Annotated in this window: 13 protein-coding genes; 7 read left to right on the forward strand and 6 right to left on the reverse strand. The window is 48.8% G+C overall.

Annotated features, from left to right (window positions below):
• Positions 1-55 precede the first annotated feature (55 nt).
• Positions 56-799, reverse strand: a complete 744-nt coding sequence (gene phoB, locus BMX44_RS13400) for a phosphate regulon transcriptional regulator PhoB (RefSeq protein ID WP_090633942.1) — start codon at positions 797-799, stop codon at positions 56-58.
• A gap of 485 nt (positions 800-1,284) precedes the next feature.
• Here phoB and BMX44_RS13405 point away from each other — a divergent pair, with 485 nt between their 5' ends.
• Genes BMX44_RS13405 through BMX44_RS13435 form a run of 7 tightly spaced genes read left to right on the forward strand, consistent with a single transcriptional unit; the run spans position 1,285 to position 9,729 of the window.
• The gene (locus BMX44_RS13405; protein ID WP_090633944.1) at positions 1,285-2,061 is read left to right on the forward strand and encodes a DUF3450 family protein; all 777 of its coding nucleotides are present in this window, start codon (positions 1,285-1,287) and stop codon (positions 2,059-2,061) included.
• Positions 2,058-3,572 (forward strand): MotA/TolQ/ExbB proton channel family protein, encoded by a 1,515-nt coding sequence (locus BMX44_RS13410; protein ID WP_090633946.1) that lies wholly within the window; start codon positions 2,058-2,060, stop codon positions 3,570-3,572. The genes BMX44_RS13405 and BMX44_RS13410 overlap by 4 nt, the downstream gene beginning before the upstream one ends.
• Positions 3,573-3,609: 37 nt before the next feature.
• On the forward strand, positions 3,610-4,200 hold the full coding sequence (locus BMX44_RS13415) for a MotA/TolQ/ExbB proton channel family protein (protein WP_245738941.1): 591 nt from the start codon (positions 3,610-3,612) through the stop codon (positions 4,198-4,200).
• A 6-nt stretch (positions 4,201-4,206) separates the two neighbouring features.
• Positions 4,207-4,611: an ExbD/TolR family protein gene (locus tag BMX44_RS13420; RefSeq protein WP_090633950.1), complete on the forward strand. Its 405-nt coding sequence runs from the start codon at positions 4,207-4,209 to the stop codon at positions 4,609-4,611.
• Between the two features lie 16 nt (positions 4,612-4,627).
• The gene (locus tag BMX44_RS13425; RefSeq protein WP_245738942.1) at positions 4,628-5,281 is read left to right on the forward strand and encodes an energy transducer TonB; all 654 of its coding nucleotides are present in this window, start codon (positions 4,628-4,630) and stop codon (positions 5,279-5,281) included.
• A gap of 14 nt (positions 5,282-5,295) precedes the next feature.
• Positions 5,296-6,468: a tetratricopeptide repeat protein gene (locus BMX44_RS13430; protein WP_090633952.1), complete on the forward strand. Its 1,173-nt coding sequence runs from the start codon at positions 5,296-5,298 to the stop codon at positions 6,466-6,468.
• Between the two features lie 42 nt (positions 6,469-6,510).
• A complete protein-coding gene (locus BMX44_RS13435) occupies positions 6,511-9,729 on the forward strand; it encodes a TonB-dependent receptor domain-containing protein (protein WP_090634020.1) in 3,219 nt (1,072 codons plus the stop codon).
• A 20-nt stretch (positions 9,730-9,749) separates the two neighbouring features.
• Here BMX44_RS13435 and hpnA read toward each other — a convergent pair whose 3' ends face one another.
• The 5 genes from hpnA to BMX44_RS13460 form a co-directional block, all read right to left on the reverse strand.
• Positions 9,750-10,736 (reverse strand): hopanoid-associated sugar epimerase, encoded by a 987-nt coding sequence (gene hpnA / locus BMX44_RS13440; protein WP_090633954.1) that lies wholly within the window; start codon positions 10,734-10,736, stop codon positions 9,750-9,752.
• Between the two features lie 42 nt (positions 10,737-10,778).
• Positions 10,779-11,837, reverse strand: coding sequence for a phytoene/squalene synthase family protein (locus tag BMX44_RS13445; RefSeq protein WP_090633956.1), 1,059 nt, complete (start codon positions 11,835-11,837; stop codon positions 10,779-10,781).
• A gap of 51 nt (positions 11,838-11,888) precedes the next feature.
• Positions 11,889-13,145, reverse strand: a complete 1,257-nt coding sequence (gene lysA, locus BMX44_RS13450) for a diaminopimelate decarboxylase (protein ID WP_090633958.1) — start codon at positions 13,143-13,145, stop codon at positions 11,889-11,891.
• On the reverse strand, positions 13,142-13,321 hold the full coding sequence (gene lptM / locus BMX44_RS13455; RefSeq protein ID WP_090633960.1) for an LPS translocon maturation chaperone LptM: 180 nt from the start codon (positions 13,319-13,321) through the stop codon (positions 13,142-13,144). The genes lysA and lptM overlap by 4 nt, the downstream gene beginning before the upstream one ends.
• A gap of 109 nt (positions 13,322-13,430) precedes the next feature.
• Positions 13,431-14,051: an ABC-type transport auxiliary lipoprotein family protein gene (locus tag BMX44_RS13460; protein WP_090633963.1), complete on the reverse strand. Its 621-nt coding sequence runs from the start codon at positions 14,049-14,051 to the stop codon at positions 13,431-13,433.
• Positions 14,052-14,061: the final 10 nt, after the last annotated feature.

Here is a 14,061-nt window from a genome sequence, read left to right on the forward strand (position 1 = left end):
GTCTACAGGATAGGCTTTGAAGCAATGGTGATTTGATAAGGCCTGCATCGTCGACTTACGATTGCTGCTGTTCCCCTGAGTCTGTTTCGTATTCGCTGGAAAACCGGTATCCCGTGCCACGCACGGTCTGCACCAGATAATCTTTGCCGATTTTTTCCAGCACCTTGCGCAGACGGCGAATATGAACGTCGACGGTCCTGTCCTCGATGAAAACATGGTCGCCCCAGATCCGGTCGAGCAGTTGCGTGCGCGTGTAGACGCGCTCCTTGTGAGCCATGAGAAAGTGTAGCAGGCGAAATTCGGTGGGACCGAGTTTAACCTCGGTGGGTTCAGCAGCTGCATTATCGTCGTGATAGGCGAAAACACGGTGCGTTGTCGGATCGATTCTCAGACCGCCGGCTTCGATGATTTCTTCCGATATCTCTGGCACGCGCCGGCGTAACACAGCTTTGATGCGCGCTATCAATTCGCGGGGTGAAAACGGTTTGGTGATATAGTCATCCGCACCGGCTTCGAGTCCGGTCACTTTGTCATCCAGATCGATTCTTGCAGTTAGCATGATGATCGGGATTGACTGCGTCCGCGTATTGCGTCTTAACTGGCGGGCGAACTCGATTCCGCTGGATTTGGGTAACATCCAGTCAAGCAATACCAGGTCGGGTAATACGTTATTGACCATTACAGTCGCCTGTTCGGCATCCATCGCGCAGACAGGCGTCAGTCCCGATTTTTTCAGATTATAGGAAATCAATTCCTGTATTGCCGGTTCATCTTCCACGACCAGTACAGTTATAGACATTAGAGAAGCTCCATCTAATATATGACGTTTATTCAAAAATATTCACTGCTGAACACTATGTCTGTAAATGCCGGTAGAACAGCCTGTTTTACGGATGTATTGCTGTTTTCATTACAGCCGTTGCATAAACATACATAAAAATACATACAAAATAACTATCGACAACGGGGTGTAGGCTTTATATTCAGCCTCTTTCCTGTTATCCGGCTATGTGTTTAGACCGTGCAATACGCCAATCGTATCTATTCAACGCATGACAAATTGCAAAAATATTACAAAGATTAGATGACAGTTTTGTGACATTACACGAAATACTGCGGCTGCATTTATAAAGATAGTGGGGTTATTGAATAAATTCACCAAAGTGTCATGAAAATGAAACATTCGCTTAGTAGCATGCGCTCGTAAAATAATTTTAAAAATGTTGCATAAGGAATGGTCTCGGAATTTTTCTGAAAGCAACATATATCAAAGGTTTGAGAAAAATGAATGCAGGTTGGTGGAAAGCCCCTTTGCTTCTGTTCATGATGTTCTGGGTGTTCTGGCTGGCGCCAGTATCGATGGCAAAAGCAAATAATATTGAAAATCTGGCACGTTCGCTGGCAAAACTTCGTGGAGAAGTTGAAGCGCTCCAAACAGAGCTTGATCTGGAAAAAGACAAACACAAAAGTAAAATCACTTCCTTGTCTTCTCAGCTGGCTGACCTTAGCGTAGAGGAGAGACGACAAAACACTGCGATTGAAAAACTCGAGCATTCGCTGGAGAAGCTGACTGAGGCCTCCGCGCAGGCTGAACAGTCAGGTGAGCAGCTAAAACCGGTTTTGCTCAAGGTACTGGCACGTTACAGGCAGTATGTGCTGACAGGATTTCCATTCAAAATTGACGACCGTGTCAAGGCCATTGAGACGCTGGAAGACAATATCATCAATGATCTCGTCGATCCGAATAAGGCAGTCAACCAGGCATGGGCTTTGATTGAAGATGAAATCCGCCTGAGCAAGGAAAACGGAATTTACCAACAGGCCATTCTGCTTGATGGTGAAAAAGTGCTTGCGGATATCGCAAAACTGGGAACGGTATTTCTTTTCTTTCAAACAAGGGACAACAGGGCCGGAATGGCAAAGCAGGCCGAAAACGGCGAGTGGCGGTTTGAAGCGGTAAGCAGTACCGGCGATATTAGCCGTATTGCGACATTGTTTGATTCCCTGAAGAAACAGATTCGCCAGGGCTATTTTGAATTACCCAATCCCTTAAGAAAATGAAAAAAAATTACCTGATTTTAGCCCTGGCATTATGTGTCAATCTGATCATTACGGCCGATTTGGCCAGTGCTCAGGAGATAAAGCCCAACGAGACAACAGTAGAGGCAACTGACCGGGGTGACAGTGCAGCAGCGGAACCCGGTACCAGGCAAAATCAACCAGCGCCAGAACGGAAAAAAATCAGTCTCGAAACGGCATACAAGCGTGAGCACGCATTTCTGGAAGCACAAAAAAGGGAACTGACCGAACGGCTAAGGAATTATCAGGCCAGCGCTTCAAAGGAAGCACAGGCGCTGAGCCAGAAAATCATTGGACTGGAGCAGAAGTCAATTGAGCGTTCTGCCAGAATCGATCAGTTGAATGCGTTACTGGCAGATGCAGAGCGGAAAGACGCTGCCATTTTCGAGCGCAACGATGCATTGGAGGCAACATACGCACAGGCCGACTCAACGCTTAAAAATCACGAGATACAGTTACCGGCATCGCTGATGGATTCCAAGGGAAATGACCCGACCAAAGTGGGTTTCATTTTTGATCAGGCGCTTTCATTGATTCGTGATCTCGGATTGGTCAAAACAGAGTCCGGTAAATTTTTTCTGGAAACCGGCAAACAGATACAAGGCGATATCATTCGCTTGGGCAATATTGCCGCATATGGCATCAGCGAGGAAGGCAGCGGCAGTCTGGTACCGGCCGGTGGTGGCGATCTTAAAATGTGGAAAGAGCCCAGCGCTGAAGATTCAGCACTTGCGTTAAACAACAATCAGCAACCCGAAATTTTAAGAATCTTTCTGTTTGAATCGCGAACAGCATCCATTGATGAAGCAGCTGAAAAAACACTGCTCAGTATTATCAAATCAGGTGGTGTCATCGGCTGGATCATAGTCGCGCTCGGCTTATTGGCTGTGTTGCTGGCAATATTCCGGGTTTATCTGCTGCGAACCAACAGCGCCAACACGCAGCAAATTTCCGAAGAAGTCATACAGCAGGTGTCAAGCGGAGATTTTGATGCCGCAAAACAGCGTTGTGAGAATGGGTCGACAGCGATGACTCGTGTTCTGGCCAATACGCTGACTCATTTGAAAGATGACAGGGATCACATGGAAAGCGTTGTGCACGAAGCCATTCTGCGGGAGTCCGGTACGCTGGAGCGCTTCGGTTCGGCAATTATTGTCATTGCCTCCGTTTCACCGTTGCTTGGACTGCTGGGTACGGTGACGGGGATGATAGCGACTTTCGATGTCATAACGGAATTCGGAACCGGCGATCCAAAACTGCTCTCGGGCGGCATTTCAATTGCCCTGGTGACGACTGAACTGGGTCTGTCCGTCGCCATACCAACCTTGCTGATCGGTTCCCTGCTGGCAGCCTGGGCAAGAAATATCAAACGTGATATGGAACATGCTGCACTCAGAGTCACAAACGCTTTCCTTAGCAATGTGCAAATGAAACGTGTTGTCGCTGGATCCGGCGATAGTTCCATCAGGGTATCGAGTAATCCGGCGGGCTAGGAAAAGAATGTCCATGAATATGCATGAGTACATCCTGATGTCCAAGGACTTATTCAATGCCGGCGGTTATGTCATGTTGCCGTTGATTTTTTGCGCGCTGCTGTTGTGGTATGGACTGGGCTATCGCTGCTGGGCATTGAGAACACCGGGAAAAAAAACGATTCATGACATGCTGGTTCTATACAGCAAGCAACCGGATCAATTGGCAAAAAGTATTGTGGAGCAGGCAGCGCAAAGGGCTGTTTTGTTGAATGCACCTGACCGGAAGCATCTGCGTCGAATTCTTGACGAAGCTTTTTATGACTATTTCAAAGAAGCCCGAAAATTTTCGGTACTGGTCAAAACAACCGTTGTTATCGCGCCTTTGCTGGGATTGCTGGGAACTGTAATGGGCATGATCGAAACATTCGATTCACTGGGTTCCATGTCCTTGTTTACCCAGTCGGGCGGTATCGCAGGTGGAATATCCCAGGCATTGATTACCACGCAAATGGGTTTGTCCGTAGCTATTCCAGGATTGCTTTTGCATGGATTTCTCCACAAGAAGCAACAGAAGATTGAGCGGGAGTTAACGCAACTCAAGGAATTGATGTGTACACAGGCTGCAACAGGCCAGACAACAGGATAATTCAAAATGAACATCGACAATTCAGATGAGACGGAAGCATCAATCGATATCGCGCCACTGATTGATATCGTATTTATATTACTGATTTTTTTTATGGTCACCACTACGTTTGTTAAAGACATGCAACTGGAACTGGAGCGACCCAAGGCGAGCAGTTCTGTCGCTGTATCGAGTAAAGCCATTCGTTTGTTTGTGGATCAGCATGGCGATACCTATCTTGATGGCGAGCCAATCCGGGTCTGGTTAATACAAAGCAAATTGCGCGATCTGCTGAGTACATCCACCAATAAAGTAGTTCTGGTAGTCACTGACGAAGGCGTTCCAGCAGGAAAACTGGTTGAAGTCGTCGATCAGGCACGTTTGTCCGGTGCGGAAAGTGTCGGCGTGGCGACCAAAAAAGAAGCGGGATAAATCATGGGGGTAAACGATGATGTCAACATCACAAAAAACAATTTTCAGTAATAAACACAGAATTGCAGCACTTACAATGCTGTTTGGACCGATCTTGATTTTCAATATGATACTGGCCATGAACCACTTTCTGGGACAGATCGAACAAACACCACCGCAGGAAGTTACCGAGATCGCAATGGTCAAACAGATCAAGGAGGAGCCCAAACAGGAAGTGAAAAAAACACCGCCGCCGCGGCGGACGACACCTAACGAGGCGCCAGCACCATTTACCGGGCTTGACACGGCATTGTCCGGCATCGATTTGGGAATGCTCGGTTTCAATGCCGGTCAGTTAGGTGAGCTGGATGAATCTTTGATAGGCGATACGAGCAATGCCGTGATGACTGCCGAACTGGTCGATGAGCCGCCTCGCGCTGTTTCGACAGGTTCGTTCAGGTATCCGCCTTCGGCAAAGAAAAACGGTATCAAGGGCTATGTTGTGCTATCGATACTGGTTACAGAAGATGGGTCTGTAAACCAGGTCCAGGTACTGGAATCTCAGCCAAACGGTGTTTTTGATGCCGCGGCACTGCAGGGTATCCGTGCCTGGCAATTCGAACCGGCAAAATACAAGGGTGAAGTGGTCAGGGTATGGGCAAAGCAGCGAATTCGATTTGATTTGTCGTGATCAGGTTTCATTGAATGCGCACACATATCACTGCATTTATCAGGCGAATCGGGATTTTCAGTGTCGCTCTGTTACTGGGTTTTACCGCTACCTACGCCTGCTCCGAAGATAAATCGCAACCGGTTGATTTTCTTGAACTGGCTGCGGTCATGCTCAGGGACGGACACAGCGATCGCGCACTATTGGCCCTGCAAAGCGTCGATCTTGAGGATGAAGATGCCGATCTGGCGCGCTTTTATACGTTGCAGGGACTCGCATATATCAATCTGAACGATTTTGTCGCAGCAAAAGACAGTCTGCTGGATGCGATCGCGAACGGCCAGACGGACGCGGTGATCTATACCTATCTCGCGCAGACGCATTATGCGCTCAAGGAGTATAAAAACGCTGTTCAGGCGATCGATCAATCAGGCGAACATGCGCAGAAAGCCAATTTAATCACTCTGAAAGCGCAGTCTTACTGGCATATGGAAGAACCAGAGGCGGCGATTCTCGCTCTGAACAAGGGTCAGCAGTTATATCCACAGGACTACAGTTTTCTCAGACGCAAGGTGTTTTATTTTGTCGAGCTTGAGCTGTTTCATGAAGCGGTGAAGCTTGGCAGGGAATATCTTGACCAGTCACAAGCTGCCGCTGAGGATTATATCGCTATCGGTAATGCACTGCGCCTCAGTAAGCAATACCAGGAGGCGCTGGATATTCTGGAAATTGCCCGCTTGCAGTTTCCTGATCATGAAACCGTAGCAAAGCTGCTTGCTCATACCTATCTGGATCTGGGACAGCTGAACGCAGCGGCTTTTATTCTGGAGCAGGCAGCACTGCTGAATCCGGAATTTTTGTCGGAAGCCGCAGAGGTTTATCGGCGTGCAAACCGTTTTCATAAAGCACTGACACTGAACGAGGGTATACAGGACCAGCAGGTCAAACTCAAACAGCGTTTGTCAATTCTGCTGGCACTCAAGCAATTTGAACGTGCTGCCAATATGGAATCCGGTCTGTACCGTGTTGGTCTTTTGACAGACCAGCATGTTCGATACGCATTGGCGTATGCCTGTTTTTCCAGTGGCCGGTTTGAGCAGGCCAGTCAACACCTGGATCATTTATCCGAGAGCGAACTGTTCAGGAAGGGCGTCGAGTTACGCAGGTTGATGCAGGTGTGCAAAGAAGAACCCTGGAAATGCATGTAGCGCTATGAAAACACAATATCCGGCTTGCCGGATACCGGAAAAATGGCTGAAAACAATATAATAAAAAGTCTGTTTCAACTGTTTGCGCTGCTTGCGGCTTGTTTATTCCCTGTTTCCGCCTGGAGTGAAGTGGAAAATCCTGAACTGGCCGAGTTTTCAATTCATCTGTTTCAGGAAGGAATGCCTGTTGCGGGGGCGGAGTTGATCATTCTCAGCCTGGATTATGAAGTGGCCGAGGGTCAATCGATCAACGAAATGCCTGTGTACAGCTGGGGAGGGGATGATCAGGCGGCGCTTAAAACTAATACCAGCGGCAGTATTGCAGCAAAACTGCCGCCCGGCAAATATCATATGACGCTGACATCGGGCGATCAGTCGTATGCCTTTGATCTGCCGTTGCATCCCGGCGAGAATGCACAGATTCTGCTTACTTTTTTTCCCGACGGGCGCGAGCCTTTACTGAATATTGAAAGTTCTGCGACTGGAACGATGGCAGGTGCCGATACGATAGTCGAAAAACAGCAGGCAGAAGGCGACGGCATGATCAGCGTACAAGTCCTTTCCGCAGAAACCAGCCGGCCGGTCAAGGATGTACAGGTGTTTATCAGTGGTTTGCGGCAACAGTTTCGAACCGATGAAAAGGGAAATATGGAAGCTACAATACCGGCCGGGAATTACAGCGTTTCTTTACTGCATCCGGCGTATAGCAGCCAGACACAGGACGAAGTTGAGATTTCCCTGGATCAGACGACCGATCTGTCTTTTACACTCACACCTGCTGGTGTGGAACTTGCAGAGTACGTCGTGCTGGAGCCGCATCTTGCAGGTACCCTGGCATCGGTAATTGAGGAACAAAAAGCTTCTTCAGAAGTGACGACAGTGCTCGGCGCCGAGCAGTTCAGCCGTAGCGGCGACTCCGATGTGGCCAGCGCACTGCGGCGAGCTTCCGGTTTGACGCTGGTGGGTGGCCAGTTTATTTTCATTCGCGGCCTGGGCGAACGGTTTTCTTCGACGCTGATAAACGGCGCGGCAATCCCGAGCCCGGATGCTACCCGCCGTGTCGTTCCGCTGGATCTGTTTCCCACTAATTTTCTGGACAGCGTACTGGTGCAAAAAACCTATTCGTCAGACAGGCCTGGCGAGTTTGCTGGGGGTACGCTGGAAATGCGTACACGTGGCATACCGGACGAGTTCTTCTTCAATTTCAGCACGAGTACCGGGATTAACGACAATGCGTCTTTTTCTGATAATCTGTCCTATAAAGGCGGAGGAACTGATTTTTTGAGTTTTGATGATGGCGCGCGCAGCCTGCCGAATTCAATTGCGAATGCTATCAGCGGTGGCGGTACGCTGCAGCCGAAGACTCTTTTTAACCCGGATGGGTTTACACCTGAAGAGTTTGAAACGTTTGGCGAAGATCTGTCCGATGTGTGGGACGTATCGACCAAAACGCCCGGACCGGACAGAGGTTTTGATGTCGCGATGGGCAACGTATTTGATATCGGGAACTTCAGAACAGGGTTTATTGCTGCTGGCGGGTGGAGTCAGCAGTTCAGGAATCAGAACGAGATCAATCGTGAATTTACCCCTACGACCGGCAGCGATACCCTGCGGCTGATCCAGGATTTCGATACCAAACGGTCACTGCGAACAATGGAACTCAACGGATATCTGGGGGCGGATATCGAATATAAAGATAAACACCGCATTTTTTCACGCACCATGTTTTTGCGCCAGGCGATCGACGAAGCGCGTATCAGCCAGGGATTCACCGACGCAGAAGTGACCGATGTGCGCCGTACCAAACTGAGATTTTTTTCCAATCAGTTATTCATGCAGCAGGTTGGTGGTGATCATCAGTTTGACTGGGCCAAGGATCTGTCGATCCACTGGCTGTATACCAATGCAACTGCCAAACGAGATGAACCCAGAACACGTGATTATCGATATGATGAAATGCCGGATGGCAGCTTTGCATTTTCTCGGCGTGCTGACAGCAATCAGATCTTATATGCCGACCTTGTCGATAAAGACGAAAGCTGGCGCATGGATGCCAAACTGCCACTGGAAATAACGCCGGATTACAAGCTGAATCTGCAGGGCGGATTTATTGATCAGAGTAAAACACGTGACTCCGGAATAAACCGGTTTGCTTTTTTTCCAGTAGGATCGATCGGGACAAATCCCGCAATTCTGGGGTTGTCATCGCTGGAGTCGATTTTACAGCCTTCCAATATCGGTGCAAACGGGTTTCAGTTGCGCGATACCACACGCCCGACGGACAGTTATAACGCATCCCAGAAACTGTTTTCCTATTACGGAAAAATGGATCTTGAACTCTATGAACGCTTTAATATCACCGGCGGTGCACGCTGGGAGAAAAATGACCAGTTTGTGGAAACATTTCAGTCTGTCGCCAATTCAAACCAGTCGGTAACGAGCGAAATCAACCGCACGGATATGCTGCCATCCGCAACAGCCACCTGGTTCATATCGGAAAAGCAACAGTTACGCGCCGGTTTCAGTCAAACAATTTCACGGCCGGATTTCCGGGAACTGTCGCCAGCACCGTTTACTGATCTTAATACCAACCAGGAAACGACCGGTAACCCGAATTTGCAGCAGACGGATATCACCAATTTCGATGTTCGGTGGGAGTATTTTCTGTCCACAAGCGAATTGATTATGGCAAGCTTTTTCTGGAAAGACCTGACACAACCGATTGAACTCGTTACACTACCGGGAACGGCCGGCCTCCAGACATATCAGAATGCCGATAAAGCAAGGGTTTTCGGATTTGAGGTGGAATTACTGAAAGGACTGGGTTTTTTGCATCCGTTACTGGAGAATTTCTTTGCCGGTGGCAACTATACCTGGTCGGATTCCAACGTGAAATTGAATGAAGAAAATCTGGGTGCACAGACCACGAATAACCGCGCGCTGCAGGGGCATTCTTCACAAATTTTCAATTTCCAGATCGGTTACGAAAACCCCGCATGGAAAACGCAGGCCACACTGCTCTATAATATAGCCAGCAAACGCATTGTGTCAGCAGGCCTGTTGGGCGCACCCGACAAATATGAACAGCCTTTTCACCAGCTCGATTTCGTCTATAACCAGACCGTGAACAAATGGTTGTCCGTACGACTGAGTATGCAGAATCTACTGGATGACGATGTGCTGATTTTGCAAGGCGGTGAATTGACGCGGCAATTCCGCAGGGGGCGTCAGTTTAATCTGGGGGTTCGTATCAATTTCTGATAGAAGTGGGTGAAAAATCATCAGTCATAGCCGTTTCCCTGGTACCACTTGACGGCATCTTCAAGCGCGATCCTGGCCGGGCGGAACCGATAGCCCAGTTCACGAACTGCCTTATCGCTGGTGAAGAACATCAGTTTTCTGGCCATGCGAAGGCTGTCCAGCGTTGCGCGTGGCTCCTTGTGTGTGATTAATGCAATTTTTTCCATGATCCAGGCGACGGGAAACATGAGATTGATAGGCAGGGCGGCTCGTTTCCTGCGCTTTCCCAGAATATCGTCAAGGGTTTCCAGAATTTCCAGCAGCGTCATATTATCACCGCCCAGAATATAGCGTTCTCCCGTTTTGCCATGTTCGCAGGCGAGCCAATGACCGTAGGCGATATCATCGACATGCGCGATATTCAGACCGGTATTGACATAGGCCGGCATTCTATTGTGCATTACATCAAGGACAATACGTCCAGTAGGCGTCGGGCGTATGTCCCGAGGGCCGATCGGTGCTGAGGGGTTGACGATAACGAGCGGCAGTTGATGCTGGTCTGTCAGTTCTTTAACTGCCTGTTCGGCGATATATTTTGATCGTTTGTAATGCCCGGTGATGCAGTCCAGGCTCGATGCTGTTGCTTCATCGGCGGGCGTGCCGTCAGAAGTCAATCCAAGTGCAGCAACGCTGCTGGTATAAATAATTCGTTTCAAGCCTGCATTGGCGGCCGCGATGATCAATGCCTTGGTACCCTGGACATTGATCGCATACATCGTTTGCGGATCGGGCACCCATAACCTGTAATCAGCAGCAACGTGAAAGAGATAATCACAACCTTTAACTGCTGCTTCAAGTGACTGATGGTCGCGCAAATCGCCTTCAGCGACTTCGACGGGCAAATTTTCAATATTGCGCCGGTCGCTGTTGGATCTGACCAGCAGGCGCACATCGTGGCCAGCTTTAAGTAAGCAGTGCATGACTGCGGAACCAAGAAAACCTGTGGCACCTGTAACCAATGATTTCATATCAATGCTGTTTTGCTATGGATTGTAGTAAGACCTGGAAAGCTATCGCCTGTAGAATAACTCATCTGAAATTGCCGTATCCGGAAGTTGTTGTGAAACAAGTTTGAAAAGCTGATTCAGTACCCAGTCGTTCCCTGCAAAAATACTCGTAGTCAGGACGGTTGCCTTTACGGTACGGCGGGTAATCTTCACTTGTTGACCGTCGTGAAAATCGCGATGTCCGTTAATTTTTCTCAGTGTCAGAATCGCCATACCCAGTGCCCAAAGGCAAAACCTGCGTATGCCTTTTTCCTGTGGTGGAATCAGGCAGGTATAGATGAGGGCATTGCATAAATGCTTTTTGGCTACGCCGATTAATTCCGCCAACCCCTCCTGGAAACCGGGCTTCGAATGGCCAGATTGTAGTTCTCGTAGAACAATGCCTTTTTTCAGAAAAATATCCTGCGGCAACCAACAGGCCCCTCGTTTTCTGTCGTCCCAGATATCTTTAAGAATATTAGTCATCTGCAGGCCCTGGCCAAACGAGACTGACAACTTCATCAGCTCGGATTTGTTGCGATTGATATCGGGTGAATAATCGCAAAACAGCTCTGTCAGCATTTCGCCAACCACGCCCGCAACGTAATAGCAATACAGGTTCATGGCAGGCAAATCCTTCAGGCCGTCTAGTGTTTCAGTTTCCTGATAATCGGCCATGCCGCGGCTCATGATCCGCACACACCGTTCGAGGGCCTTGCGTTGTACCGGATTGAAACTGTGCGTGACCCGGATGACAGCCGGTGTATGTTTGATCAGATCATGCTCGGCCGGGATGGTGTGGTCTGACAGCAGGGGATACAGTTCATCGACAAACTGCTCTGCAGCGACATGACCGCAAACGACTTCAGAAAACATGTCAGACAGGTATCGTGTCTGCTTTGTTGTCAACGCGTTGTCATCTTCGATGGTGTCCGTAATCCGGCAGAGCAGATAGGCATTGCCGATCACATGTCGCAGCATTTCGGGAAGCTGGGGAATCGTCAATGCAAAGGTGCGTGAAACGCCTTTTAATATATCATCCTGGTATTGCGCGTCGTCTAAAGTCGGCGGTTGACTGATCATAGTGGATTAGTTTAGCGGAAAAACCACATATTACTATATAGCAGCCGTTTTTTACGACGGCAGAATTGCCTCTGGAGCAATCATTTGATCAATAGTTTCACGTGCCCTGATCAGGTGAACCGTCTGCCCGTCGACCATGACCTCGGCCGCCCGCGGACGGCTGTTATAGTTGGAACTCATGCTCATACCGTAGGCTCCTGCGGACATGACAGCGAGTAAATCGCCGGCTTCCAGATTGAGTTTGCGATCATGTCCGAGAAAATCGCCGGTTTCGCAGACCGGACCGACAATCTGATAGTTGCAAGCACCTCCGGTTCTTTTATTGATCGGCAGAATCTGATGATAAGCTTTGTACAGGGATGGCCGCATCAGGTCATTCATGGCAGCGTCGACGATCGCGAAATGACGTTCCGGAGTGTGTTTGATATAAGCCGTACGGGTTAATAGCAGGCCCGCATTGCCAATCAACGAACGGCCCGGTTCAATGACCAGGCGTAGTTTCATGAGACCGAGTGTTTTACGTAATGCTGTAACATAATCCTGAATTGATGGCAGTGCTTCGTTTGTATAACGTATACCCAGACCACCGCCGAGATCGAGGTGGTTGATCTTCAGGTTATGTGATTGCAGCCGATGTAGCAGGCTCATCAGTCTCTCGCCGGCCTGCACGAACGGATCAAGTTCGGTCAGCTGTGATCCAATATGACAATCCAGACCGATGAAACGGATATTTGAAAAAATATCGGTCGACAGATAAATTTGTTCGGCTTCTTCAATCGGTATGCCGAATTTGTTTTCTTTCAGACCGGTCGAAATGTAGGGATGCGTTTTGGCATCTACATCGGGATTTACTCTCAGGCTGACTGGAGCAGTCATATTCATTGCCGCTGCAATCTGGTTGAGCAGCTGCAGTTCGCCGATGGACTCGACGTTAAAACAAAGAATATTTGCGGCCAGAGCCATGCGCATTTCGTCCGCAAGCTTTCCTACGCCAGAGAACACAATCTTTTGCGGATCACCACCGGCTTTCAAAGCGCGCTGCAGTTCGCCGCCAGAAACGATATCAAATCCACAGCCAAGCTTTGCGAGCAGGTTGAGAATGGCAAGATTGGAGTTGGCTTTTACTGCATAACAGACTAAATAGTCATCGTCCGCAAAAGCCTGCTGGAATTCTTGATAGGTTGCTGCTATGGCAGCGCGTGAATAGACATAGCAAGGGGTGCCGAATTTCTGGGCAATGGTTTCCAGAGGCACCTGTTCAGCGTGCAGGATATCCTGCTTATATTCAAAATGGGGAAAAATACTCATTCTTCAGTGTCATCTTTGATAGTAGCGGCTGCAGGCGGCGTGGTCGGCGACATGTTTATTGACTGTACTTCGCTCTCCGGCAGGTAGAGCGGCCCTTTGTTGCCACAGGCGGTTAAAACGAACAGCGTCATGATGGAACAGGTCAGGGTAAAAATTAAATATTTCAATTTGTGCACAAGCGCTCTCCATTAAAATTTCGAGTACGGGATACTACCATAAAGGTGAAATAATATCGGTACGATCATGGTTTTCGATTGGTACTGCATATTCGTTCTGCACTGTTGTTCAGATCGTACGTATTTCTGCCTGCAACCATTCAACCAATGCATCGACCAGCTTGTTGCTGGCAATGGAAAACGCCTCAACTGCGCCAGCTGCATCGGCTGTTGGCGCAGTTTGCTTGATACTGAATATTTTCTGGGCGATCAGCCGGTGTGTATTGTTGACCAGGCTTGCACGAAATCGAATAATGACATGGCTGTCATTCAAGGTGTCAAAAACCTGGGAGAACTCTTCAAGTTCTACATGCAGTTCATTTTCAGCAATCGCCATGCTGGTATCTTTGATGACCAGGTGACGCGTGGCTGTGGCAATTTTGTGCTTGATTTGTTGCGTTAACAAAAAAGCAGGGGGTGATGACCAGCGACTGTTCGCGTAGGTATACGACTGGGATCGGTTATGATATTTAAGACGATAGTTGATACCACGGGTATCGAGCCATAATGGCGCGGTTATTGGAGCAACAAGTATTTTTCGGCCATCTCCGCCGGATTGCAGAACGCTGGACCCGGACTCGTCCGTATCGTCAGCTGCAAAATTAAAGGTGGCTATGTCTTTGGAAGCTTCGGGCAGGATTGTGCATCCCGAAACAAACAGCATACTAAAAAATAAGATCAGGTTTCTCATTGGGTTGTCC

Source organism: Nitrosomonas marina (assembly GCF_900110145.1).
Taxonomy (GTDB): Bacteria; Pseudomonadota; Gammaproteobacteria; order Burkholderiales; family Nitrosomonadaceae; genus Nitrosomonas; species Nitrosomonas marina.